24 protein-coding genes are annotated in these 25,584 nt (G+C 42.6%); 10 read left to right on the top strand and 14 right to left on the bottom strand.

Annotation, left to right across the window (positions count from 1 at the left end; genetic code table 11):
• Positions 1 to 138 precede the first annotated feature (138 nt).
• The gene (locus A6J60_RS10850) at positions 139 to 1,155 is read left to right on the top strand and encodes an adenosine kinase (RefSeq protein ID WP_096066006.1); all 1,017 of its coding nucleotides are present in this window, start codon (positions 139 to 141) and stop codon (positions 1,153 to 1,155) included.
• Between the two features lie 210 nt (positions 1,156 to 1,365).
• Here A6J60_RS10850 and A6J60_RS10845 read toward each other — a convergent pair whose 3' ends face one another.
• From A6J60_RS10845 to A6J60_RS13400, 3 genes are all read right to left on the bottom strand, one after another.
• Positions 1,366 to 2,661 carry an O-acetylhomoserine aminocarboxypropyltransferase/cysteine synthase family protein gene (locus A6J60_RS10845; protein WP_096066005.1) on the bottom strand — a complete coding sequence of 432 codons (1,296 nt, stop codon included), beginning with the start codon at positions 2,659 to 2,661 and terminating at the stop codon, positions 1,366 to 1,368.
• 416 nt (positions 2,662 to 3,077) lie between these two features.
• Positions 3,078 to 3,431, bottom strand: a complete 354-nt coding sequence (locus A6J60_RS10840) for a hypothetical protein (RefSeq protein ID WP_096066004.1) — start codon at positions 3,429 to 3,431, stop codon at positions 3,078 to 3,080.
• On the bottom strand, positions 3,424 to 3,594 hold the full coding sequence (locus A6J60_RS13400; RefSeq protein WP_193778056.1) for a hypothetical protein: 171 nt from the start codon (positions 3,592 to 3,594) through the stop codon (positions 3,424 to 3,426). The genes A6J60_RS10840 and A6J60_RS13400 overlap by 8 nt, the downstream gene beginning before the upstream one ends.
• Before the next feature lie 128 nt (positions 3,595 to 3,722).
• Here A6J60_RS13400 and A6J60_RS10835 point away from each other — a divergent pair.
• Positions 3,723 to 4,798, top strand: a protein-coding gene (locus A6J60_RS10835; protein ID WP_413772355.1) for an IS3 family transposase whose coding sequence is annotated in 2 segments (ribosomal slippage) — positions 3,723 to 3,978 and positions 3,978 to 4,798 — 1,077 coding nt in all. Because the reading frame shifts where the segments join, the coding sequence is not laid out codon by codon here.
• A 136-nt stretch (positions 4,799 to 4,934) separates the two neighbouring features.
• Here the strand turns inward: A6J60_RS10835 and A6J60_RS10830 are convergent.
• The 3 genes from A6J60_RS10830 to nfuA form a co-directional block, all read right to left on the bottom strand.
• Positions 4,935 to 5,273, bottom strand: coding sequence for a hypothetical protein (locus A6J60_RS10830; protein WP_096066003.1), 339 nt, complete (start codon positions 5,271 to 5,273; stop codon positions 4,935 to 4,937).
• The gene (locus tag A6J60_RS13395; RefSeq protein ID WP_193778055.1) at positions 5,266 to 5,415 is read right to left on the bottom strand and encodes a hypothetical protein; all 150 of its coding nucleotides are present in this window, start codon (positions 5,413 to 5,415) and stop codon (positions 5,266 to 5,268) included. Before A6J60_RS13395 ends, A6J60_RS10830 begins: the two co-directional genes overlap by 8 nt.
• A 234-nt stretch (positions 5,416 to 5,649) precedes the next feature.
• Positions 5,650 to 6,297, bottom strand: a complete 648-nt coding sequence (gene nfuA / locus A6J60_RS10825) for a Fe-S biogenesis protein NfuA (RefSeq protein ID WP_096066002.1) — start codon at positions 6,295 to 6,297, stop codon at positions 5,650 to 5,652.
• A gap of 461 nt (positions 6,298 to 6,758) precedes the next feature.
• Between nfuA and A6J60_RS10820 the strand changes: the two genes are divergently transcribed.
• The 6 genes from A6J60_RS10820 to A6J60_RS10795 all read left to right on the top strand — a co-directional run bounded on the left by A6J60_RS10820 (position 6,759) and on the right by A6J60_RS10795 (position 13,833).
• Positions 6,759 to 8,039, top strand: a complete 1,281-nt coding sequence (locus A6J60_RS10820) for a hemolysin family protein (RefSeq protein ID WP_096066001.1) — start codon at positions 6,759 to 6,761, stop codon at positions 8,037 to 8,039.
• A gap of 5 nt (positions 8,040 to 8,044) precedes the next feature.
• The gene (gene rarD / locus A6J60_RS10815) at positions 8,045 to 9,001 is read left to right on the top strand and encodes an EamA family transporter RarD (protein ID WP_096066000.1); all 957 of its coding nucleotides are present in this window, start codon (positions 8,045 to 8,047) and stop codon (positions 8,999 to 9,001) included.
• A 241-nt stretch (positions 9,002 to 9,242) separates the two neighbouring features.
• Entirely contained in the window at positions 9,243 to 9,872 is a 630-nt protein-coding gene (locus tag A6J60_RS10810; RefSeq protein WP_096065999.1) for a glutathione S-transferase family protein, read from the top strand.
• Between the two features lie 358 nt (positions 9,873 to 10,230).
• Positions 10,231 to 11,292 carry a bifunctional nicotinamide-nucleotide adenylyltransferase/Nudix hydroxylase gene (locus A6J60_RS10805; protein ID WP_096065998.1) on the top strand — a complete coding sequence of 354 codons (1,062 nt, stop codon included), beginning with the start codon at positions 10,231 to 10,233 and terminating at the stop codon, positions 11,290 to 11,292.
• A 148-nt stretch (positions 11,293 to 11,440) separates the two neighbouring features.
• Positions 11,441 to 12,838, top strand: a complete 1,398-nt coding sequence (locus A6J60_RS10800) for a nicotinate phosphoribosyltransferase (RefSeq protein ID WP_096065997.1) — start codon at positions 11,441 to 11,443, stop codon at positions 12,836 to 12,838.
• Positions 12,839 to 13,047: 209 nt separating this feature from the next.
• Positions 13,048 to 13,833: an SGNH/GDSL hydrolase family protein gene (locus A6J60_RS10795; RefSeq protein ID WP_227526132.1), complete on the top strand. Its 786-nt coding sequence runs from the start codon at positions 13,048 to 13,050 to the stop codon at positions 13,831 to 13,833.
• 62 nt (positions 13,834 to 13,895) lie between these two features.
• Here the strand turns inward: A6J60_RS10795 and A6J60_RS10790 are convergent, their stop codons facing one another.
• The 3 genes from A6J60_RS10790 to A6J60_RS10780 all read right to left on the bottom strand — a co-directional run bounded on the left by A6J60_RS10790 (position 13,896) and on the right by A6J60_RS10780 (position 16,805).
• Positions 13,896 to 14,372 (bottom strand): DUF2127 domain-containing protein, encoded by a 477-nt coding sequence (locus tag A6J60_RS10790; RefSeq protein ID WP_096065995.1) that lies wholly within the window; start codon positions 14,370 to 14,372, stop codon positions 13,896 to 13,898.
• Complete coding sequence (locus A6J60_RS10785; RefSeq protein WP_096065994.1) at positions 14,365 to 15,516, bottom strand: dihydroorotase; 1,152 nt, start codon at positions 15,514 to 15,516, stop codon at positions 14,365 to 14,367. The genes A6J60_RS10790 and A6J60_RS10785 overlap by 8 nt, the downstream gene beginning before the upstream one ends.
• 212 nt (positions 15,517 to 15,728) lie before the next feature.
• Positions 15,729 to 16,805 carry an aspartate carbamoyltransferase catalytic subunit gene (locus A6J60_RS10780; RefSeq protein WP_227526131.1) on the bottom strand — a complete coding sequence of 359 codons (1,077 nt, stop codon included), beginning with the start codon at positions 16,803 to 16,805 and terminating at the stop codon, positions 15,729 to 15,731.
• 387 nt (positions 16,806 to 17,192) lie between these two features.
• Between A6J60_RS10780 and A6J60_RS10775 the strand changes: the two genes are divergently transcribed.
• The gene (locus tag A6J60_RS10775) at positions 17,193 to 18,209 is read left to right on the top strand and encodes a class 1 fructose-bisphosphatase (RefSeq protein WP_096065993.1); all 1,017 of its coding nucleotides are present in this window, start codon (positions 17,193 to 17,195) and stop codon (positions 18,207 to 18,209) included.
• Between the two features lie 196 nt (positions 18,210 to 18,405).
• Positions 18,406 to 19,239 carry a TrmH family RNA methyltransferase gene (locus A6J60_RS10770; protein WP_096065992.1) on the top strand — a complete coding sequence of 278 codons (834 nt, stop codon included), beginning with the start codon at positions 18,406 to 18,408 and terminating at the stop codon, positions 19,237 to 19,239.
• Between the two features lie 95 nt (positions 19,240 to 19,334).
• Here A6J60_RS10770 and A6J60_RS10765 read toward each other — a convergent pair whose 3' ends face one another.
• The 5 genes from A6J60_RS10765 to rpsL all read right to left on the bottom strand — a co-directional run bounded on the left by A6J60_RS10765 (position 19,335) and on the right by rpsL (position 25,580).
• Positions 19,335 to 20,141 (bottom strand): 2OG-Fe(II) oxygenase, encoded by an 807-nt coding sequence (locus A6J60_RS10765; RefSeq protein ID WP_096065991.1) that lies wholly within the window; start codon positions 20,139 to 20,141, stop codon positions 19,335 to 19,337.
• A 249-nt stretch (positions 20,142 to 20,390) separates the two neighbouring features.
• Positions 20,391 to 21,581 (bottom strand): elongation factor Tu, encoded by a 1,191-nt coding sequence (tuf, locus tag A6J60_RS10760; RefSeq protein ID WP_096065810.1) that lies wholly within the window; start codon positions 21,579 to 21,581, stop codon positions 20,391 to 20,393.
• 381 nt (positions 21,582 to 21,962) lie between these two features.
• The gene (gene fusA / locus A6J60_RS10755) at positions 21,963 to 24,092 is read right to left on the bottom strand and encodes an elongation factor G (RefSeq protein WP_096065990.1); all 2,130 of its coding nucleotides are present in this window, start codon (positions 24,090 to 24,092) and stop codon (positions 21,963 to 21,965) included.
• A gap of 458 nt (positions 24,093 to 24,550) precedes the next feature.
• Positions 24,551 to 25,024 carry a 30S ribosomal protein S7 gene (gene rpsG / locus A6J60_RS10750; RefSeq protein ID WP_096065989.1) on the bottom strand — a complete coding sequence of 158 codons (474 nt, stop codon included), beginning with the start codon at positions 25,022 to 25,024 and terminating at the stop codon, positions 24,551 to 24,553.
• A 181-nt stretch (positions 25,025 to 25,205) separates the two neighbouring features.
• A complete protein-coding gene (gene rpsL / locus A6J60_RS10745) occupies positions 25,206 to 25,580 on the bottom strand; it encodes a 30S ribosomal protein S12 (protein WP_019672235.1) in 375 nt (124 codons plus the stop codon).
• Positions 25,581 to 25,584 lie beyond the last annotated feature (4 nt).

The following is a 25,584-nucleotide window of genomic DNA, read 5'->3' as shown; positions in this document are numbered from 1 at the left end:
AGTATGATAGCAGCATTAAAGGTGCGCCTTAATGGTTTAGCATCTAGATATCATCACTAAACTTTATTTTTTATAATAACATTCCCTTTATAATCAATAATCACATCACCCTTACAACACATTAAAATTGGACCAACTATGTACAATGTTATGGCCATAGGCAACGCCCTAGTCGATCACGAATACCTGTTAAGCGATGAGCAACTGACTCAAACCAGCTTATCAAAAGGCAGCATGACCCTTGCCAGCCTAGAAGAACAAACACAGCTGCTTGATACTTTTGTTGAGCAGCAACTACAACCTTCAAACCAAGCCGGTGGTGGCTCAGCGGCCAATGCCATGTTTGCGTTTGCCAGTCTTGGCGGTACCTCATTTTATGGCTGCCGTGTCGGTGATGATGACGCTGGAGCTTTTTATCTTAATGACTTAAACAAAGCCGGTGTTGCCACCAATAACGAGCTATCGGTTGCTAAAGATGGGGTTACAGGTTCATGTGTGGTTGCTATCACCCCAGATGGTGAGCGCACCATGCAGACCTTCTTAGGCACCTCAAGTGAGATTGATGCCAATAACATCGATCTGAATGCATTGGCCGAAAGCGATTGGTTGTATTATGAAGGCTACTTGGCGATGTCTGAAGCCTTGCGCCCAGCGCTACGTGAGCTTTACCAACAGGCCAAAGCCAATAACACCAAAATCGCCGTTAGCTTTGCCGACCCAGCGGTTGTCAATTTTGCCAAAGACGGTTTGCTTGAAATCTTGGCCGAAGGCGTGGATGCCATCTTCTGTAACGTAGAAGAAGCCATGCTATTTACTGACACTGATAACATCCAGCAAGCGGCTAAAGCATTGACTGAATACAGCACGCTTGCTGTGGTCACTAATGGCCCAAGCGACACCTTAATCTGTCAGCGCCTTTCAGCAGATGAGATGAGCATGACCAGTGTCACACCGCCAAAAGTAGATAAAGTAATAGATACTAATGGCGCAGGCGATAATTATTCTGGTGCATTTTTGTATGCATTACACCAAGGCCATGATTTGAATACGTGTGGTAAATTGGCAGGCAAGGTAGCCAGTCATATCGTGCAGCAGTTTGGTCCTAGACTGAAGCCTGAGCAATACCAACAGATTACACAGCAGATTTTAGGTTAAGTTTAAACCCGTGTTCTTAGGCTTATTAACGGCTTATCTAACCTAGCTGTTTAATAACCTAGCTAATTAAAACCAAAAACCCTAAACCACATTGATGGTTTAGGGTTTTTGTTTAAAGTTAATCAATATAATACATTCAGAGAAGTCTAAAATGGTTAACAGCGTAACCGTTTAGTTGTTCGCTGACTATATAGAATAATCCACTCTGTCTTAAGCGTTAGCTAAAGCCTGCTCTAGATCTGCTTTGATATCATCAATATGTTCAATACCAATAGATAAGCGAATCATATCTTCACTCACACCCGCTTTGGCCAGCTCTTCTTCGTTTAACTGACGGTGAGTAGTAGTTGCAGGGTGACTGGCAAGAGATTTTGCATCACCGATATTAACCAAACGCGTAATCAGGTTTAACGCATCAATAAAGCGCGCGCCAGCCTCACGGCCACCTTTAACACCAAAGGTTAAGATTGCCGATGGCGTACCTTGCATGTATTTTTGTGCAAGCTGATGATCAGGGTGATCAGACAAACCGGCATATTTAACCCAAGCCACTTTATCATGGCCTTTTAAGAACTCAGCAACTGCTTGAGCGTTTTCAACATGGCGCTCCATACGTAAGCTTAGGGTCTGAATACCTTGCAAAATACTAAACGCGTTAAGTGGGCTAAGCGCTGCACCGGTATTACGTAGTGGCGCCACACGTGCGCGAGCGATAAAGGCAGCAGCACCAATATCTTGTACAAAGTTAACACCATGGTAACTCACATCTGGCTGATTTAATAATGGGAAACGCTCAGGATAATCACCCCAATTAAAGTGACCACTATCGACAATCGCACCACCAATTGAGGTACCCGTACCACTCATATACTTGGTTAATGAATGAACCACGATGTCTGCACCATGCTCGAATGGACGGCACAGCGCTGGCGTGGCTACCGTATTATCAATCACTACTGGCACACCATGCTTATGCGCAATATCAGCCACACGTTGAATATCGATAATATTACCGAGTGGGTTACCAATACTTTCGGCAAATACCATTTTGGTTTTATCATCAATCAGATCTTGCATTTGCTCTGGATTGGTGTGATCGAAGAAACGCACTTCGATACCTTGACGCGGCAAGGTGTGTGCGAACAGGTTATAAGTACCGCCATATAGGGTAGATACCGCAACGATATTATCGCCTGCTTCACAGATGGTTTGCACCGCATAAGTAATGGCCGCCATACCTGACGCTACTGCCAGTGCGCCAATACCGCCTTCTAGTGCAGCCACACGCTCTTCAAGTACGGCATTGGTTGGGTTCATGATACGAGTATAGATGTTACCTTGCACTTTTAGATCAAATAAATCTGCGCCGTGCTGAGTGTCATCAAACGCATAAGAGCTGGTGTGATAAATAGGTACTGCCACTGCTTTGGTAGTCGGCTCAACACTATATCCTGCGTGAATAGCAAGGGTTTCTAAACGTTGATTGTTTGTTTGATTATCACTCATGATTCTTCCTTAATTTGATAATTGAATTAAATGGTCAGTGCAAGTCAATAGTAGCACGTGTCTTGATACGCTTGAAGTTCAAGACCTTTAAGACAGACTTATTATGATATAAATAAGACATAAAAAAAGCCGAGTTATCCTATGATAACCCAGCTACTTTACAATAAGAATGACTTTTTATTAATAGGTATATTATCTAAAGTAATAACTCAACTTAAATCTCAGTGCTGCAAGTCTAGCAGGAGGGTAGCAAACTTCGTCACTTTTATTAGTGTTCCGATTCGCCTGTGCTTGAGTTTGCACCAATCAAACCACTGACAGGGTCGGACTCATAGGCTTGTTCTTTTAACGTCATTTTCAAACAAAAAAGACACATCAGCAATTGCCAATGTGTCTTTTCAAAAAGCTAACTAAAACTATTTCCCTAGATGCTTTTCCCCTAGATACTTTTGGCAAGCGGGTTCTTCTTTATAAGCTGGATTCAAACATACCGTTGGTTCTTTAATAGACTCCTTACGATAGCCTTTGCTTTCCATACATAATGAGGCATTAATATACTGTGTATCATGCTCATCATCTCCTTCAATATAGCCAGTACGAGTACTATCGAAGCCACAGGCCAACATATCTTTCTTAATCACTTCAAAAGGCGTATCCCCTTTTTTATGTTTGTAGTAGTATTCCCATATATCTGGTTGTGGTTGGTCAATTCTTGTAATACAACCCGTCACCAATGCTGTCATTAGTATATAAAGTATCCATTTACTCATCTTTTGCTCCTTGATTGTTATTTTCTGGACGGTATACAGGCTCCCAATTCATAGGTTTCTTGTTTTCAAGTAAGCCATCCTCTGCGCACTGTTTAGTTCCAACCCCATAACAGTTATGCGCTGTGGTTGTGGCACCGCTTAGCACTGTTCCAATGCCTTTCACAATACCCCACTTATTACCGTCTTTGGTCGTACCACCTGTGCTTGAGTTTGCACCAACTGTAACTATCCCCTAAAATAACACAGCTCAAACGTAGAATTTCTTATAAAATACCCATAAGGAGTTTTAATATGAGCAAACGAATGACTGAGACCCAAATAGTATCCATTTTAAAAGAAGCAGAAGCAGGAATACCTGCTAAAGAGCTGTGCCGTAAGTACGGAATTGCTAATTCGACTTTCTATAAATGGCGTTCCAAGTATGGAGGCATGGAAGCCTCTGATGTTAAGCGACTAAAAGAGCTTGAAGAAGAAAACCGTAGGCTTAAACAGATGTATGCTGATTTAAGCCTCAAAGCGCAAATGCAGGAAGATATCATAAAAAAGCTATAGCGCCTGCTTGTGAGCGCAAAGTCTGGGCTCAAGAATTGCAGGCGCAGTATGGTGTCAGTATTGCATCGAGCTGTCAGGTGGTCTGTATGAGTCGAACCGCTTATTACTATAAGCCTAAGCTATCTGATGATAGTGAGATTATTGATGTCTTAAATGAACTAACAGATAAGCACAATCGTTGGGGTTTCCCAAAGTGTTTTAAGCGTATACGCAAGCTTGGCTATTCATGGAATCATAAACGAGTACACCGTGTTTATAAAGCTTTAAACTTAAACCTACGCCGTAAGTCTAAAAGACGGCTACCAACACGTAACCCCCAGCCGTTAAGTGTGCCAAACGCATTGGGTCATACTTGGTCTATGGACTTTATGAGCGATAAGCTGCACAATAATATTCGCTTTCGAACCTTTAATGTGATTGATGATTACAACCGCGAAATACTCGGCATTGATATTGGTACCAGCATTCCCTCACTCCGAGTGATTCGCTACCTTGACCAGTTAGCCGAGTGGCATGGTTATCCTAAGCAAATTCGTGTGGATAATGGTAGTGAGTTCACCTCTAAAGTGTTTACTGATTGGGCAACGGCTCACGGTATCTATATTGACTATATTGAGCCTGGCTGTCCTTATCAGAATGCTTATATTGAACGGTTTAATCGTAGTTACCGCAATGAGGTTTTGGATTGTTATTTATTCAATGATTTAAATGAAGTCAGTCAACTGACTGAGGAGTGGATCACGGTTTATAACACCGAAAGACCCCATGATTCACTTAATGATATGACACCTGCCCAGTATAGACAGGTGGCTTAATTATTCTACGATGATGTTGTGTTAAGAATGGGGTATTTACACAACCAAACCACTGACAGGGTCTGTTTTTTTTCATTATCAAACAAAAAAGACACACCAGCAATCGCTAATGTGTCTTTCGATAAGTTAAGCCAAACTATTTACCGAGATGCTTTTTACAAGCGGGTTTATCTTTATAAGCTGGATTCAAACATATCGTTGGTTCATCTACAGACTCCTTACGATAGCCTTTGCTTTCCATACACAACATAGCATTAATATACTGTGTCTTATACTCATCATTCGCTTCGATATAGCTACTACCAGCATTATCGAAGCCACAGGACAACATATCTTTCTCAATCACTTCAAAAGGCGTATCCCCTTTTTTGTGTTTGTAAAAGTATTCCCATGCGTCTGGTAGTGGTTGGTCAATTCTTGTAATACAACCCGTCATCAATGCTGTCATTAGTATATAAAGTATCCATTTACTCATCTTTTGCTCCTTGATTGTTATTTTTTGGGCGGTATACGGGCTCCCAGTTCATAGGCTCATCATTTTCAAGTAAATCATCGTTTGCGCACGCTTGAGTTCCAACACCATAACAGTTATGCGCTGTAGCAGGATTCCCAATCATATCCTTCCATTCACCTAACATTGTTTTACCTTCTGAGTTATTGCCACCTGTTGAGGGATTTAACCCTACAAACTTAAATGAGCGTATGACAGTCTATAAATGTTGATAACAACAGGCACAGGCCTAAAAGCCATAAAGCATAAAAACTTAAAAACTTAAAAACTCAAAACATAAAAAAGCTGAGCTATCTTATGATAACTCAGCTTCTATATAAAAAATAACTTTTATAACACGCTATTTATAGTACGCGTTGTCGGTTAAGCTGTGATCGGTATCATCAACCACTTGCATCAACTCAGGGATTTGCTGCTTTAATTGAACTTCAACGCCTTGACGCAAGGTCAAGTCAACCGCTGAACAGCCCTGACAGCCGCCGCCGAATTTTAATACTGCGGTCAAGCCAGCTTCATCTTCAATCAGCTCAAGCAATTGTACGTTACCGCCATGTGCGGCCAAGCTTGGGTTAATTTCAGACTGCAATACATAGTTGATGCGCTCTTCTACGCTAGCATCTTCACCAACTTTTGGCACTTTTGAGTTTGGTGCGCGGAAGGTTAACTGACCGCCAAAACGATCTTTATTATAGTCAATCACCGCATCTTCTAAGTAAGGCACTGAAGCGGCTTCGATAAAGGCTGTGAAATGCTCAAAAGGCATCTGTAAGTCAGCCGCGTCTTCTTCGCCTGGCTGGTTGTAAGCCATGCAGCACTCAGCACGTGGTGTGCCTGGATGCTCGACAAAGATACGCACGCCAATTCCTGGCGTTCCTTGCTTGGCTAGCAACTCGGCCAGATAACCTTGTGCCGGCTCAGTAATCGTAATATTGCTTTTGATATCGGTTTGTTCTGTATCAATTGCAGAAACTGGTGTTGTATCTGTCATAAGAGCTCTCTTATTTTTTTAAAGTGGGTGTAACTGTATATAGCTGTATATTTAGTCACTGTGCATAAGCAACAGTGTACAAAACTGCAAGTAATGTGACTGTCTAACGCTAAAACTAGAATGTTTAACGCAATAACGTTAATAACTCTATTATGATGCTGATTATACAGAATTCAAGGTAAACTAGTATGAATTGATTGGTTTCTACCTTAATCTATTCTATCTGGCTACCTAGGCACAATTATCACAGCTAAATAATAGCAGATGGCCTATAATAGCGGCCTAATGAATGCAGGGTATCAACTTGTCTAACAAGTTTGGATGCTAGGTTGTTTGAATAATCATTTTTTGCATAACTTGGACAATAGGTTAATTCAATTTTACTTATTGAATCCAAGTGATGAATGATACGTTTTGTATAACAAGCTAAATAAGTTAGTTTAAGGTTAAGTGGTTTATCTATGAGCGTCATTAGTGCGGTTATCTCTATTCTTTTGCTAATTGGAATCAGTGCGTTGGTGTCAAGCTCAGAGCTTGCCTTAGCGTCATCGCGAAAAGTCAAACTTCAAATCATGGCCAAAGAAGGCGATACCCGCGCCCTAGATGTGTTAGCGATGCAAGACAATCCAGGTAGCTTTATTACCGTGGTACAAATTGTGTTGAACGCGGTCGCTATTTTGGCAGGTGTTATCGGTGAGTCTGCGCTCAGCCCTTATTTGGTTGAGCTAACTGGCCATGATGCCCTCTCATCGATACTGTCGTTTGTGTTTGTCACCAGTGCTTTTGTATTGCTTGCCGATTTAATGCCCAAGCGTCTTGGCATGTCTAACTCTGAAGCCATTGCCATTCGCATGGTTCGGCCGATGATGGTGGTTATCTTTATTTGCAAACCCTTTGTTTGGGTTTTTGACGGTGCGGCCAACAGTATTTTTAAGGTGCTTGGGGTTTCTACCGTTCGCAAAGATGACATGACCTCAGAAGATATCTATGCGGTCATGGATGCCGGCGCCGAAGCTGGGGTATTAAAGCATCAAGAGCATCACCTGATTGCCAATATTTTTGAGATGCAAGAACGCACTGTTACCTCAGTGATGACCACTCGTGAACAAATCGTCTACTTTGACTCTCATGCCTCAGAAGAGCTGATCATCCAAACTATGATACGTGAACCGCACCATAAATTTTTGGTGTGCTCCGACGATGATTTGGAGCAAACCTTAGGCTATGTTGAGTCTCGAACCTTTTTGGCACAAGTGCTTCAGCAAAAGCAGGTGCGCTTAACCGATCAAAACATATTACGCACCGCATTATTTATTCCAGATACCCTCACCCTATTTGATGTGTTAGAGACCTTCAAAACCACAGGTACAGACTTTGCGGTCATCGTTAATGAGTATGCACTGGTAGTCGGTGTCATTACCCTAAAAGACGTGATGAGTATTGTGATGGGTGAGCTGGTGACTATTGATGAGCAGCCTATTGTACAGCGTACCGAAAACTCGTGGCTGATCGACGGCATGACTCCTATCGAAGACGTGATTCGTACGTTGGATATTCTCAACTTTCCTAATGCTGAAAATTATGAGACCATTAGTGGATTCATGATGTATATGCTACGCAAAATCCCTAAGAAAACGGACGTCATTGAGCACGCCGGCTATAAGTTTGAGATTTTAGATACTGAAAATTTAAAGATAAACCAGTTATTGGTGACAAGAATAGAAATTGACGACATGGAGTGACGATTATGCCTGTATGGTCAACCCATGACCCTCATCAGAAGACGTTAATGATCGGTGCTGTACTTGCCATCATCTCTAATTTATTATTTGCCGTATTGTACTTTTATAGCACCTTATTGCAGCCTCTGACCGGGACACAAGTCTTTATTTGGCGAATGCTGACCATGTGGCTTACCTTGATCAGTTTTTTGCTGTTCCGTGGTCGTTTAAAGCTGCACCTTCAAGTATTACGTCATCTCAATACCCCCAAACAGCTACTGCGACTGTTGTTGCCAACCCCTATCTTCTTTAGCCAGTTATGGCTATTTATGTGGGCGCCTGTCAATGATCAAGGCGTGCAGGTTGCGATGGGCTACTTTTTATTCCCACTAATGATGGTGCTGTTTGGATTTGTCATTTTCGGTGAGCGTTTGAGCCGCTTACAATGGCTGGCTGTATTATTTGCGTTTTTAGGCATATCTATTGAAATCATACGCACTCAAAGCGTGTCATGGGCAACCCTTTGGGTATGCGGCACTTATCCGATTTACTACATCATACGCCGTATGCAAGGCATTACCGCCATGACCGGTATGCTGGTCGACTTAACCTTATTTTTGCCCATTGCCTTATACTATTTGGTATTTGTCTCACCCGAGAGTATCTCAATCGCTACTGGCTCAGCACTGTCACTATTTTTGGTGATTAGCTTGGGTATTATTAGTGTGCTGGCACTAAGAACCAATCTCGATGCTAGCCTGATGCTGCCGGTGAACGTGTTTGGCATGATGAGCTATCTTGAGCCTGCAATACTCTTCTTGCTAGCAGTGACCGTGCTTGGCAACCCGTTTGAGCTGGCCATGTTATATAGCTATGGTCTTATTTGGCTTGGTATTGGCTTTTTGCTGCTGCACGCTATTCGACAACTGCAAGCCAATCGCCGTAACAAGAACCAATGGCAACGTGGCGCTCGCGTTAGTTAGTTTCGCGTAAACTATATTTGCGTTAATTAGACAAGCTAACAGAATAGACTACATAGGACACACTTAACTTCACACAATGAAATTGAATTGAGTTCATTGGCTACCTACACTGGTTATCAGAAAATAATAAACCCGACCAATAAACAGCTTGATAGTTTTTGGCGGTTAAATAAATGTTGAATAACTATAGTTAAATAAATAAAAGTTAAAGAAATTTTGATAACTCAATAAGGATCTAATAATGAAGTTATATATTTTACCTGGTGCCTGCTCTTTCGTTCCACATACTGCGCTTGAATGGGCTGGTGCTGATTATGAATTAGAAATATTAGACCACGACAGCGTCAAGTCTGAAGAATACCTGCGTATTAATCCTCAAGGCTCAGTACCTGCTATCGTTGATGGTGACACTGTTATCTCACAAAACTTAGCGGTACAAACCTTTATTAATGCAACTTACCCTGATGCGCACATCTTTGGTAAAGACGACACCCCTGCTGATCTTGCTTACGCTTATCACTGGTTGGCCTTCTTAAACTCAGATTTACACAAAGCCTTTGCTCCAGTATTTGGACCAGATGGCTTTATTAAAGGTGATGATGAGCAAAAAGCGTTAGTCGCCCAAGCAAAACAAAAAATTGTCAACTTACTTGATTATCCAAATAAGCAATTAGGCAAGCATGACTATCTGACCGGTACCAAAAGCACAGCTGACCTATATCTGTATGTGATCCTGCGTTGGTCGAAAAACTTTGAGCTAGATTTGGCTGCTTACAGCAATCTTAACCCATTCATCAAACGTATCGAATCAGATGAGTCTGTGACTGAAGCGCTACGTCAAGAAGGTTTAGAAAAAATTAATTCGCTGTAAGGTTTATTAGTTTAGTAATGAACTTCTGGCTTTATAACATTTAAACTTAATACAATGCTTAATATTGTTAATTAGTTAATACTTGTAAGAAGCTTAATATAGAAGTTAGAACATAGCCTCGATTAACACCAACCCCTTAAATCAGTATTTAAGGGGTTTTTTGATGCCAGCTCATCGATGCGGCTCTCAATAAATGATGCTGTATTTAATAAATAACAATTACAATACTTATAATTGCCATAAAGGTCTTTAATATGTCAATATAGTCCTCCTAAAATAAGCCGGTCATTAAACCAATAAGCAACGCCGGTTTATGTGTTTGATACTAATAAATTGCTTGTCTTGTAGGAGCAGCCCCATGAGTGCGTTATCTGACCAAAGCTTAACCGAAGCGACAAAAGAAGCGGAACAGCGTTATAAATACTTGGTATTTATCGGACGTTTTCAGCCCTTTCACAGAGGGCACAAAGCCGTCATTGATGAAGCACTTAGCCGAGCCGAGCATGTTATTATCTTGGTCGGTTCAGCCAACCTGCCCAGAAGCCTTCGTAACCCGTTTACGGTAGAAGAGCGCACTAAAATGATCAAAGGCGCCTTCCCTGAAAAAGAGGCAAAGCGTATTCACTGCGTCGGTCTTAATGATGCCTTATATAATGACACACGCTGGCTTCAGTATGTACAGGCAGCCGTGCGCTCAGTCACAGGCGACATCAGCAAAGATGTGGCTTTAATTGGTCACTCCAAAGACAGCTCCTCTTACTATTTATCTTTATTCCCAAATTGGCAGTCTATTTCAGTACCGAATCACAAAAACTTATCGTCAACCCCGATTCGTGAAGGCTATCTGATGGGCGCCACCCCTACTGGTGAGCGTACTCCAGACTCGACGCGCTCAGTGCTAGAAGACTTTAAGCACACCGAAGACTATAAAAAGCTGCATGAAGAAGCTTGGTTCATCGACAACTACAAAAAGCAGTGGCAAGACACCCCTTATCCGCCAACCTTTATGACCACGGATGCGGTGGTTGTTCAATCTGGGCATATCTTACTGGTTGAACGCCGCAGTATGCCAGGTCGAGGCTTGTGGGCATTGCCTGGCGGCTTCGTTGATCCAAAAGAGACCTTGTTAGATGCTTGTATTCGTGAGTTAAGAGAAGAGACCAAGCTCAAAGTGCCAGAGCCAGTGCTTAGAGGATCACGTCATAGCCAACATACCTTTGACGATCCGTATCGCTCAGCACGTGGCCGCACCATCACTCAAGCATTTTATTTCCATCTAAAAAATGATGCCAAAGGTTTGCCGAAAGTGAAAGGCGGTGATGATGCCGCAAAAGCCTTTTGGTTACCTTTAGCGGAACTTGATGCGAAAAAAATGTTCGAAGACCATTACGCCATCATTACCAAAATGGTGGGATTATAATGACTGCCTATCGTGCGTTTAATTTATTTATAGCTTGGCAATTTTTGTTGAGCACCCCTTTTATACCTACCCTAAGCGATAGACGCCGCGGGTCTTTAAATGGCACTCACTTATTGAGTGTCTTACCATCAAGCAGAGGAGTTCTGTGATGTACACTAGCAATTTAACTAACCTTATCTTAAATGCCGACAGCTATAAAACCTCGCATTGGCTGCAATATCCGCCTAACAGTGAGTATATGTCAAGCTATGTTGAAGCGCGTAAAGGCGATATTGACGTGCTGTTTTTTGGGCTTCAAGCTTATATTAAAGAATATCTGGCCAAGCCAATTACTGTTGCTGATATTGATGAAGCAGAAACCGTCATTACCGCCCATGGTCTTCCCTTTAATCGACAGGGTTGGGAGCGCTTGGTTGAGAAGCATGGTGGTTATCTACCCGTTCGTATTCAGGCAGTTCCTGAAGGCAGTATTATTCCTGTCTCTAATGTGGTCTGTCAGATTATCAACACAGACCCTGAGTTTTATTGGCTGCCAAGCTATCTTGAAACGTCGATTTTAAGAGCAATTTGGTATCCCTCTACTGTGGCAAGCCTGTCATACTACTGTAAAAATATTATCAAGGCTGCATTAGAAAAATCGGCAGACAGCACAGCCGGCCTACCCTTCAAGCTACATGACTTTGGTGCGCGTGGCGCATCTAGTATGGAAACCGTTGCCTTAGGCAGCTTGGCACATTTGGTTAACTTCTCAGGTACCGACAGCATGACAGCTTTAGTTGCTGCCAGCCGTTGGTATGGTATGGACAAAGACATGCCTGCCTTCTCTATCCCAGCTGCTGAGCACAGCACCATGACGGCTTGGGGCCGGGAACATGAGCAACAAGCATTTGCCAATATGCTGCAGCAGTTTGGTGGCGAAGGTCACACTGTCGCTGTGGTATCTGATAGCTACGACTTATGGAATGCCATTGATAATATCTGGGGTGATGCGCTGAAAGAGCAAATTCAAACCATGGGCGGTACCTTGGTTATTCGTCCCGACAGTGGTGATCCTGCCAAGGTTGTGCGTGAAGCATTAGAAAGACTGTCTGTGAAATTTGGCACTACAGTTAATAGCAAAGGCTACAAAGTGCTTCCCGACTGTGTGCGCCTGATTCAAGGCGATGGTATCAGCCCATATACTCTAGGCAAAATACTAAACACTATTATGCAAGCCGGCTTTAGCGCAGATAACGTCACCTTTGGTATGGGCGGTGGTCTACTTCAACAAGTAAACCGCGACACCATGAGCTGGGCCATGAAAGCCAGTGCGATTCAGATTAACGGGGAATGGAAAGAGATTTTCAAAGACCCGATTACCAGCCGTTCTAAACGCTCGAAAAAAGGACGCTTAGCATTAATCAAACAGACCAATGGTGATATCAAAACAATCAAAGAGAGCGAGTTATCGGATGCCTCTGACAACCTGCTACAAGACGTGTTTGTAAACGGTAAACTGTTGGTTGATGATAATTTAACCCGAATCCGCGAGCGTACTGGTTGGTAGTATAAGCATTTAGAATTTAATGCCCGTTGATTACTAACACCACGCTTAGCTTAAGCTGGGTGCAGTAGTCGATTATGATAGCGCTGCTCATAGCGTTTAATCTTAGTGTGTAAATACTTAGTAGTGTATATATGCCTATTAATGTATAAATGCTTAAGAAATAACGCTATGAGCAACCATCTTCAAGAGTAAGTAACACCATGATTTTTATGCAAAAAAAAGACATTGTTCTTGCCCCGATCTATCTTTATCAGGGCTTAAAGCTAAAGCGCACTGCAGTACGTTTGCCAGAAGCAGAAGGTGAGCGCTACGGCAGCTTAGAGTTGGCATCATCAAAGCCAAATACCGAAACTGATAACACATCAACGCTTACTTTTATGATGGCAGGCGATTCTTCAGCAGCGGGTGTGGGCGTTGACTCTCAGCATAACGCTTTAGTCGGTCATTTATTAAACCATCTACAGACGCTGCCACAAATAACGGACAATTACACCCATATTAACTGGTCACTACATGCCACCTCTGGGCATACCAGTTATGATGTGCTGCGTCGGCTATACGTGTTACCTATTCCAAAAACACCGATGGATGTGGTGATTGTATTGGTCGGTGTTAATGACACCACCGCCAATGTGTCCCCCACTCAGTGGCAAGCACAGTTAAGAGAGATTATTGAGTTAAGCAAACGCAAATTTGGTGCCCGCTACGTGCTATTCCCAGGCTTACCGCCAATGCAGCACATGCCAGCCATTCCGCGTCCGTTAAACCAATTTTTGGGAGCGAAAACGGCGTTAATGAATCAAAAGCTGAATGAAGTTTGCCAAGAATATGACAAGGTATTGGCACTACCCATGCAGTTTGAAAACACTGGCTTAACGGCAGATGAGCTGTTTTCGATCGATGGCTTTCACCCCAACTCAACCGCCTATTCATTCTTAGCGTTAAAACTGGCGAAAACACTAGCACAGCTAGTCGAAGATGGCGAACTAGCCTAATAGTCCGAGCTAGTCTGATAGTCCGCGCTAATCCAATAATCCAAGCCAAATAAAAGAAGCGCTCAAGAAATCAAGCCTTTGTGTCGCATCTGTCGATAGACCACATACACCACGACGATGTTTAATATTAAAACGCCAAGCTTAAACCAATCAAACGGGCGCACAATCACATAATAAAACTCTAGTGGTAAAAACAAGCCATAACCCAAAAGGCTAAACCAATACGCCCAGGTTTTGTCACGCCATAAGCCATAAGCTTCAATAAAGCGCAGACCGGCATAACCAAAAATGATCAACATAAACAGCTGCCAGTTTTCAGCCCCTCGCTGTGCCAAGCGAGTTAGGCTGTCTACCTGGACTTCAAACAGGTTGCCAAAGCGAGTCACCCAGGCCTGATTGGCATCATCAATAAATACCAACACCTGACTGTGGTAGCTCCATAAAGCAAGGGCAATCAGTATTGCCCCAACCCCTTTAATGATCTCATATAATGTGACTGCTTTAATAGAACCACTAACCTGTGGCGGCTCCTCAGTCAAAGTAAGTCTCCACTACTTTGCCCTGCAATGTGTCATTTAAGAAAGGCGTGTTTTTACCCTTAGACAACATGCTATCACGTGTTACTTGCCACTGTAGATTAGGATCAACCAATACAGCACCGCCTATGTCATTGTAGCTCTGCTCAATACCTGCAATACGTGCTGGTGCTAGGCAGATTTTGTCTACCAATTGCTCAGGGGTCAATACGCCATCTGCAACCAGCTTACAGCCTAATGCCATAAAGGTATCAAAGTTCGAAATACCGGGTGTGGTTTCAGCAAATGGTGCTTTTTTAGCAGTATCGTTTAATGGCTCATGATGACTACAAATGGCGTCGATGGTGCCGTCTTGCAGAGCGTTAAGTAATGCTTTTTGGTCGGTATTACTACGCAGTGGTGGCAATACAAATGCCTGAGCATTAAAGCCTTCTAGACTGTCATCCGTCAAATGCAACTGATGCATCGCCACATCACAAGTCACAGGTAAACCTTTGCCTTTTGCCCAACGCATAAGCTCAACAGAAGATTTACAAGTCAACTGACTAAAGTGCGCAGCGATACCCGTCTCTTCAACCATCAATAACTGTGTAGACAAAGCAACTGTCTCTGCCAGCCAAGGGATACCTTGCAAGCCGTGGAATGAGGCGATATAGCCCTCATGCGCTACCCCGCCTTTCGCAAGACTTGGTTCATTAGGATAAAAGAATACTTTCAGATCAAAGGTTGCTGCATATTCTAATGTGCGCAGCATAACCAAATCATTGGTAAATGGACGTCCGGCGTTAGTTACAGCGATACAGCCGCCTTTTTTTAGACCAGCAATACTGGCTGGGCGCTCACCCTGTAGGCCATCTGTCAATGCGCCTAAAATATGCAGATAAATACCACCATCTTGCTTAGCACGCTCACGTAGCCCTTTTAGCAAAGAACCATTTTCTAATACAGGGTCAGTGTCTGGCGGTGTTACCACATGCAAAAAGCCATTGGCACGTGCAGCAGCGCCTTCTGATTTTAAGGTGCCATGTTGCTGTCGGCCTGGCTCACGTAAACGGGCACATAAATCAACCAGTGGCGGCAATAACCAATGGCCTTCTTTGGCATCAATATTTGGTTGGGTAAAAGTGTTGGGCAGTAGGTTTAGCATGATAAATCCAGTTCATTATTAGCCAATAATTGGCTGTGATAGCCGATAATTAGCCCGGGTTAATAAGAATGACTCATGACTCTAAAGGTCGTTACTAAGGGGTATTATTCATTTAACGCTGAATATGTATCGTTTTTATTGTGTTGAATAACACCTTAGTAAAGCGTCAATAAACGTTGGCTAGCTAGTATCTAATTATAGGCAGTCTTGCCTTAGCCAAGCTGACGACGCGCTTGATATTCACGCTGCCCTTGCATGGCAAGCGATAATACCGCCATACGAATAGCAATACCATTATTCACTTGTTTTAAGATCACAGACTGAGGTCCGTCAGCAACGCTAGAGGCTATTTCTACCCCTCTATTCATCGGTCCTGGGTGCATAACTAACGCATCGGGTTTGGCTTTAGCAACGCGCTCAGGCGTGATGCCATACTTTTTGAAGTATTCACTTGAGCCTGCCATTAAAGGCGAGCCGATACGCTCATTTTGAATACGCAGACCCATCAACACATCACAGTCGACCACACCTTCATCAATATCTTCAAATACCGAAACGCCATAACGCTCAATACCTTTAGGTAATAATGTACGTGGAGCAATGACACGAATGTCTTTTACGCCCAATGTCTGTAATGCATTGATGTCCGAGCGCGCAACGCGTGAGTGCTTAATATCACCAATAATGGCCACAGAAAGCTCTTCAAAAGGACGAGGCGCTTCTCGATAAATGGTGAGCATGTCTAACATGCCTTGTGTCGGATGCGCATGCCATCCATCACCGCCATTAATAATAGCAATTTCAGGCGTCACTTCAGTTGCCATAAAATGTGCTGCACCAGAGGCAGAATGACGCACCACGAAGATATCTGCAGTCATCGCTTGTAGATTCCACAAGGTATCACGTAAGCTTTCACCTTTTTGGGTACTAGAGCGTGCAATATCGATATTAAGCACATTAGCGCCTAATCGCTTTTCTGCCACTTCAAAAGTAGTGCGGGTACGTGTTGATGGCTCAAAAAATAAGTTCATCACTGTACAGCCTTCAAGCTCAGGACAGTTAATCAGTTGTCCGTTGTCATCAAAGTAGGATTCGGCTTTTTTGATAATAGTCATTAACTGCTCACGGCTTAAACCTTCTATTGCCAAAAAGTGACGAATATGGCCATCCTCATTCAGCTGAGGCTTACTTAAAGAAGCATTTAACCGAGCCGTGGTATGATCAAAAGCGGCTTGCTGAGCAGCTCGATCGTCGATATCTTGTTGTGATGTCTTTTTAGAATCTGTCATGGTAGTTATCCGCATCCTTTATACAAATCAATATGAGCAAGCAAAATGATACCCTTGGGTACCGATTAGCAAGCGAAAAACAAACGAGACCTGACTTAATGAGCCGTATCTTTATCTTTCATCAATAATAGCGTATATATTTTGGCTGTTGTGATGTTTAACGCCTATTATAATCAACTAGCACAAGAAATATTGACTCGTTTTTGCTACACTTTGCAAAGTTTAACCGCTGCTATCTATCTGAGTGTTTCAGGCTAACTAATTTAGTCAAATTAAAACATAGCTCAATAGTGTAGCGGATTTATTAGCGTTCAAAAAGAAAAGCTTGTCATATTATAAATTTTTGTTTGTTATTATCATACCCATTACCGCTTAAGGATAAACAACATGACCACCCTAACTGAGTATTTACAGCCCTTTCAATCAAAAAATACGCAGCACATTCAGCCAACCACAGAAGTGATCGAGACCATTGCCAATGTGGGCAAAGACATTGCACAGCTGTTACGTAAAGGTGCATTAGCGGATATCCTAGGTGAAGTGGGACAAGAAAACGTACAAGGTGAGCAGCAAAAGAAACTAGACGTCATTGCTAATGATCTATTGCTTGATGCACTGGCCGCTAATGCACATTGTGCCGGTGTTGCCAGTGAAGAGCTGGATCATGCCACAGCCGCCCATCCAGAGGGCAGCTTACTGGTATTATTTGACCCTCTAGATGGCTCATCAAATATAGATATTAACATGCCTACCGGTACTATCTTCTCTATTTTGCCACACAACAAACCAGGCCAAGCAGCGCAAGATAGCGACTTTTTGCAAAAAGGAACTGAGCAGCTGGCTTCAGGCTACTTACTATACGCCTCTTCTGTCATCCTAACCTTTACCTTAGCGCCACAGCTTGCTCAGCAGGTTGGTATTGATGATGGCGTGGTTATGTTTAGCTTGGACCCAGACAGTGGTGAGTTTTTATTAATCAATAAAAACATCGGCATCGATGAAGACACTCAAGAATACGCTATTAACGCATCAAACTATCGCCATTGGTTACCACCAATGCAGCAATACGTTGATGAATTATTAGCAGGAAAAACAGGCCCTCGTGGCAAGAACTTTAACACCCGCTGGGTAGCAGCCATGGTCGGTGATGTGCATCGTATCTTATGCCGTGGCGGTATCTTTATTTATCCAAAAGACACCAAAGATCCTAGCAAAGCCGGTAAATTGCGCTTAATGTATGAAGCCAATCCTATGAGCTTACTTATTGAACGTGCAGGCGGTGCTTCTACCGATGCTATCAACCGCATTATGGATTATGAACCAACCGATATCCATCAACGTGTTGCGGTAGTATTAGGTGCAAAAAATGAAGTTGAACATGTGCAAACGCTACATGCACAATAAGCATAACTTCCGAAGTTTCTGAACAATATAAACAACATAACCTACTCATATTTTCAGGCCTTACTCATTAGTAAGGCCTGATTACTATTTATCTGCTCATTTTTACTAATGATGTGCTACCCTACTCACAGTAGACACCATAACCTAAATGGTTATGACCACGTCTGTCACAATATTAAATTTAAATGAGCAAATAATGACCGATATCATCACCAATAAATACTCGAACAACCCCGTTATCACTTCAGATAAAAATCCAACCGTTAAATTAGCCAAAGCACTACTCACCCAATCGCGCCAACGTAAAAAAGCCGGTCAAACCGTCCTTGAAGGCGTACATTTGATTGAGGCCGCTCTACAAGCCAAACACTTCCCTAATCAAATTATCATTTCCTATAGCGGTCTGTCTCACCCAGAAGTACAAGCATTGCTTGGTGAAATTGCCAACCATCATTTAGACAATAAACTCACTGTGGTCAGTGACAGCGTTTACCAAGGTATCACTAGCTTAGGCAATGGCGTTGAAATTATGGCTATTGTTGATGTGCCTGAGCATAACTTGCATGCACTAAAAGCACCGATAACCACCGATTGTCTTATCTTAAATGATGTTCAGGACAATGGTAATGTCGGCACCCTACTGCGTACAGCAGCTGCAGTGGGCATCAATATCGTTATCTTTACCAAAGGCAGCGCTCAAGCTTGGTCACCAAAAACCATGCGAGCTGGTATGGGTGCACAATTTGGCTTGACCATATATGAAGGCATAGAAGCCGATGAAGTATTGTCTTATATCCGCTTACCGGTATATGCGACCAGCTCACATACCGATAATATCATCTATAAGCAAAATCTAAATCGTCCGGTAGCTTGGGTGATGGGTCATGAAGGCCAAGGCGTGTGTGATGCTATTATGAAACAAGCCACACCAGTTGCTCTGCCGCAGCCTAATGGACAAGAAAGTCTCAACGTGGCTATCGCCGGTGCCTTGTGTATGTATGAGACCTTACGTCAAAGAGATTACAGCTAACTATAGCCAAATCTTAGCTCTAAATCTGAATGTAAAAAAAGGTGCCTTATTGGCACCTTTTTTGACTCTATATGAATACAATATTATAGACTGTCTTATACATAGGGTTTCTCACATAGCCATTTTGTGGCCAAATATTTGACACCTTCGGTCACTGGCATACCCGCATGTAGTGTTAGCGGATCAATTTGACCACTCAAATCAGTATTAGCAAAGTACAGCGCGGTTCCTTTTTTGGGACGCACCTCAAAGTTAAGCTTCGGAAAGCGAGTAGAACCGCCAGTATCAACCTCAGAGAGATACATTAAGAAGGTACCGACACGTTGTCCGCCTTTTTTGGTAACCACTTGACTGCTCTTTTTAGCAGGATCAAAGAAATCAAAATGAGGACGATATTCACCACCATCTTCATAACGAAGTACCTGCAACCCTTCACCATGATCCACCGGCCAATGTAACAACTCAGAGATGCGTGCTTCGATGGTTTTAATCACCTCTATCTGCCCTCTCTGATAGCCTGTGCTAGTACTGGTGCGCGCATCATGCTCTACGAAGTTACCATCCTCAGGATTGACTACTCTTGAGTTTTTCAGCTTACTGTCTGCATCTTGAATTAAGGCATCACACTCTTCAGGACTTAAGAAATCATTGATGACGGCAACAAACGGCTTATAGCAGGTGAAGCCTAACGATACTTTTCGATCGCTCAGCTCAATATGATTACCAGTGGTATTGATGTGCGGTGCATTGAAGTTACCGGTACGGCTAATAAGCTCATAAGCTGCATCCACCCAACCTTTATTGAACAAAGTAATTGCTAACTTATTTACCGGTACGCCACGAGCTAGATTAACCTTCAACCATTCTTGCCAATCCGTCTCTAATGCTTTTAGTGCACTCATTAACACTCCCTAGTCTAATTGAGTCAATAGTGACAATCTTTATTAACTTGAATCAAGCTCACTATATGGCTGCTTTTTATCATACATACTAATGATATATACCAAGTTCATATTATATTACGACAGCTCTCGCATGATATGCAATTTATAAGCAGTTGATAGGTATCTTATAAAAAACAACACACAAAAAAAGACCGCCTCAATGAGACGGTCTTTTTCGCTTAATGCGTAGCTAACAACTAATTAATATTAGTCTTTAACGTTAGCAACAACACCAGCACCTACAGTACGACCACCTTCGCGAATTGCGAAACGTAAACCTTTGTCCATAGCGATTGGGTGGATTAGCTCTACGCTCATCTCAACGTTATCGCCTGGCATTACCATTTCAGTACCTTCTTGTAATGAGATAGCACCCGTTACGTCAGTAGTACGGAAGTAGAACTGTGGACGGTAACCATTTAGGAATGGAGTGTGACGACCACCTTCTTCTTTTGATAGTACGTATACTTCTGCGTCGAAGTTAGTGTGTGGCGTGATTGAACCTGGCTTAGCTAGTACTTGGCCACGTTGTACGTCTTCACGCTTAGTACCACGTAGTAGTACACCACAGTTCTCACCAGCACGACCTTCGTCTAGTAACTTACGGAACATCTCGATACCAGTACAAGTGGTTTTCACTGTGTCTTTGATACCAACGATTTCGATCTCGTCACCAACTTTGATGATACCTGATTCAACACGACCAGTTACAACGGTACCACGACCAGAGATTGAGAATACGTCTTCGATAGGCATTAGGAATGGCTTATCTACGTCACGCTCTGGCTCTGGGATGTAAGTGTCTAGAGTTTGTAGTAGTTCTACTACTGCTGGCTCACCGTATTTGCCGTCATTGCCGTTTAGGGCTTCTAGAGCTGAACCTTTGATGATTGGCGTGTCATCACCTGGGAAGTCGTAGTCTGATAGTAATTCACGTACTTCCATTTCTACTAGTTCTAGTAGCTCTTCGTCATCTACCATGTCACATTTGTTCATGAATACGATGATGTATGGTACACCAACCTGACGTGATAGTAGGATGTGCTCACGAGTTTGTGGCATTGGGCCATCAGTAGCTGATACTACTAGGATAGCGCCGTCCATCTGTGCTGCACCAGTAATCATGTTTTTAACATAGTCAGCGTGACCTGGGCAGTCTACGTGTGCGTAGTGACGTGCTTCAGTGTCATACTCGATGTGTGAGGTGTTAATTGTAATACCACGTGCTTTTTCTTCTGGTGCTGAGTCAATTGCAGCATAGTCTTTGGCTTCGCCGCCAGAAGTTTTAGCTGCTACTGTTGCGATAGCTGCCGTTAAAGTAGTTTTACCGTGGTCAACGTGACCAATTGTACCGACGTTTACGTGCGGCTTGCTTCGTTCGAACTTGGCCTTTGCCATGTGTCTATCCTCTTGTAAATTAGTTATAGGGTTTGAATTTAAAATTCAGTAATAACAGATTCGATCATTAATTATAAGCTAACTAAGCGTCTATCTGCTAGAAAATAATGCTGCTAGATAATCATAATCTTGCAATTGATACTCAAGTCAGTTGCAAATGATATAAGAAAACAGTCATCAATGACAAGCCCCTGATACGCAATTGTTCATAAATTCATCAACTAATTACAAACTATTCCTAATAGGAATGCTCAGATGGCTTGTTTTACTGTTTAAAAGACATGCTTGACTGGCAAACATGTTTTTCTTCTGCTTATATTTATCATTATAACAATGACTAAAATCTATCATCAATCAATGATAAAAAAGAGTAACGATTGATTATTCTTCGTCTTCGTCTTTGCCAGAGAATTTCTTCATGATCTCTTCAGCAACAGACTTAGGTGTTTCAGCGTACTTTTGGAATTCCATTGAGTACGTTGCACGGCCTTGAGACTGTGAACGTAGGTTAGTTGCATAACCAAACATCTCAGCTAATGGTACTTCAGCACGGATCTGCTTGTTACCACCAGGTAGGTCATCCATACCTTGAACCATACCACGGCGACGGTTTAAGTCACCCATGATATCACCCATGTATTCTTCAGGTGTTTCAACTTCAACTTTCATTAATGGCTCAAGAAGTACAGGGCTTGCATTCATGAAGCCTTTTTTGAAGGCGATAGAACCAGCCATTTTGAACGATAGCTCATCCGAGTCAACATCGTGGTAAGAACCATCATATAAAGTGGCTTTAACACCAACGATTGGGTAACCAGCTAGGATACCGTTCTTCATGCGCTCTTGAATACCTTTATCAACCGCACTGTGGTACTCTTTTGGTACAACACCACCAACGATTTCTTCAGCGAATTCATACTCAGGACCTTCGTCAAGATCAAGTGGCTCAAGACGTAACCAAACGTGACCGAATTTACCACGACCACCAGTCTGACGTACGAATTTACCTTCTTGCTCAACATTGGCGCGAATCGTTTCACGATAAGCAACCTGAGGTGCACCGATGTTTGCTTCAACTTTAAATTCACGCTTCATACGATCAACTAGAATTTCTAAGTGAAGCTCACCCATACCACTAATGATGGTCTGACCAGATTCTTCATCAGTGTGTACACGGAATGAAGGGTCTTCTTTCGCTAAACGGCCAAGAGCAACTGACATTTTTTCTTGGTCAGCCTTGGTCTTAGGTTCAACAGCTAGAGAGATAACTGGGTCTGGGAATTCCATGCGCTCAAGAGTAATAACTTCTTTCTCGTCACATAGAGTATCACCAGTACCAACATCTTTCATACCAACTAATGCAGCAATATCGCCAGCACGAATTTCTTCAAGCTCTTGCTGTGAGTCAGCATGCATCTGTACAATACGACCGATACGCTCACGCTTCATCTTAACTGGGTTGTATACGCTCTCGCCCTGCTTGATAATACCTGAATAAACGCGTACAAAGGTTAAGTTACCAACGAATTTGTCGTTCATAATTTTGAATGCTAGTGCAGCAAATGGTGCTTCGTCTGATGCTTCGCGCGTGCCTTCAGTTTCGTTTTTGTCATCAAGAATACCTTTAATAGCAGGAACATCTTGAGGTGCTGGCATATACTGAATAACCGCATCCAGCATTTTCTGTACACCTTTGTTCTTAAAGGCAGTACCACAATACATTGGAATGATTTCGTTAGCGATAGTACGCTGACGGATGGCCGCATGAATTTCTTCTTCAGTTAGCTCTTCGCCTTCTAAATACTTATTCATTAGCTCTTCATTTGCTTCAGCAGCAACTTCTACTAACTGGCTACGATATTCTACAGCTTTATCTTGAAGCTCAGCTGGAATTTCACGCTCTTCATATTTCATGCCGAGCGATTCAGTATCCCAATAAAGAGCCTTCATAGTAATTAGGTCAACTACACCTTCAAAGTCATCTTCTTTACCAATTGGGATAACCATAGCAACTGGGTTACCGCCTAGGCGTGTCTTAACTTGTTCTTTAACACGATAGAAGTCAGCACCTACACGGTCCATTTTATTAACGAACGCTAAACGAGGTACTTTGTACTTGTTAGCTTGACGCCATACAGTCTCAGACTGAGGCTGTACACCACCAACCGCACAATAAACCATACATGCACCATCAAGTACACGCATTGAACGTTCTACTTCGATCGTGAAGTCAACGTGACCTGGGGTATCAATAATATTGATACGATGTTCAGGAAACTGTTTACCCATGCCTGACCAGAAGCAAGTTGTTGCAGCTGAGGTGATTGTGATGCCACGCTCCTGCTCTTGTTCCATCCAATCCATGGTGGCGCCACCATCGTGAACTTCACCAAGTTTGTGGCTTACACCGGTATAGAATAGAATACGTTCAGTCGTGGTTGTTTTACCAGCATCAATGTGTGCTGAAATACCAATATTACGATATCGGTTTAGGGGGGTTGCACGTGCCATAATTTTTTCCTAATGGAATGTCTTTTAATTTATTTCGTTTTACAAGTTTGTGATACGTATTAAGCTAGAGTAGCTTATCAAGATGACAGTGTTGTTATACAACTGATATTTCGCGTTGCTTGGATGCATCTTTGATATAGTGCATAACACTGATCATATATTAATATCAACAATGTTAATTAACACATGAGCACAGTGACTCAAACTTAATCAGCATTTATCAAAAACTTAACGCTTATTACTTATCTTTCTTTTACTTGCTTAATAAAACGTATATTTTATTACTTGTCGTAGTAGCCATTACTAACCGAAGTTGTTAATGGCTCTAGAGTGAACTTATAGTGTACTACTTTTTTGGTCTAAACACCTTAATTATAGCTGAAGCATTCCATTTAATTTGAGTACTTAGTTAATTACAAATGTTTAAACCGAATTATTAAGCAGCTTTTTTGCAAAAATTAGAAGCGGTAGTGAGAGAATGCTTTGTTAGCATCTGCCATACGGTGAACTTCGTCACGCTTTTTAACAGCATTACCTTTGCCTTCATGTGCATCAGATAACTCACCAGCTAAGCGGAAAGCCATTGATTTTTCAGAACGCTTAGAAGCAGCGTCAGCTAACCAACGCATTGCTAGGGCGGTACGACGGGATGGGCGTACTTCCATAGGAACCTGATACGTAGCACCACCAACACGGCGAGCTTTAACCTCAACCATTGGGCGAACGTTTTCAAGTACTTCTTCGAAGAACGCAACTGGATCTTCGATGTTACGCTTTTCTACTACTTGATCTAAAGCACCGTAAACAATACGTTCAGCGGTAGATTTTTTGCCATCAACCATTACGTGGTTAATGAATTTTGCGATGGTTTGGCTACCAAATTTAGGATCCGGTAGGATCTCACGAGTAGCGACGACGCGACGTCTTGGCATAATAATTTTCCTTATCTTCAGGGTTGTCTGGCATTCATAACCATATACAAGATATGTGTTAATAATTTAGTGGTTACCAGCCAGCCTTACTGCGTGGCGGTATGCCTGCCTGCTAATATTAATTGAGTCAGCTATGTTGGCTAGGCACCAAGCCCACGCATTAAATTTAGTAATCTGCTAATTAAACCTTAGGTTTCTTAGCACCATATTTAGAACGACCTTGCTTACGGTCTTTAACGCCTGCACAGTCAAGTGCGCCGCGAACAGTGTGATAACGCACACCTGGTAAGTCTTTAACACGACCACCACGGATTAGTACAACACTGTGCTCTTGCAAGTTATGGCCTTCACCACCGATGTAGCTAGACACTTCATAACCTGAGGTTAAGCGAACACGACATACTTTACGCATGGCTGAGTTTGGTTTTTTAGGTGTGGTAGTATATACACGAGTACATACACCGCGGCGTTGTGGGCATGATTGTAAAGCAGGAACGCCAGACTTTTCCTTTAATACTTTACGACCCTTACGAATCAATTGGTTAGTTGTTGCCATAAGG

It is taken from the genome of Psychrobacter sp. FDAARGOS_221 (assembly GCF_002313155.2).
In the GTDB taxonomy this organism is placed as follows: domain Bacteria; phylum Pseudomonadota; class Gammaproteobacteria; order Pseudomonadales; family Moraxellaceae; genus Psychrobacter.
The sequence above is the reverse complement of the archived record's forward strand: the minus strand, read 5'-3'. Positions and strand labels throughout refer to the sequence as shown.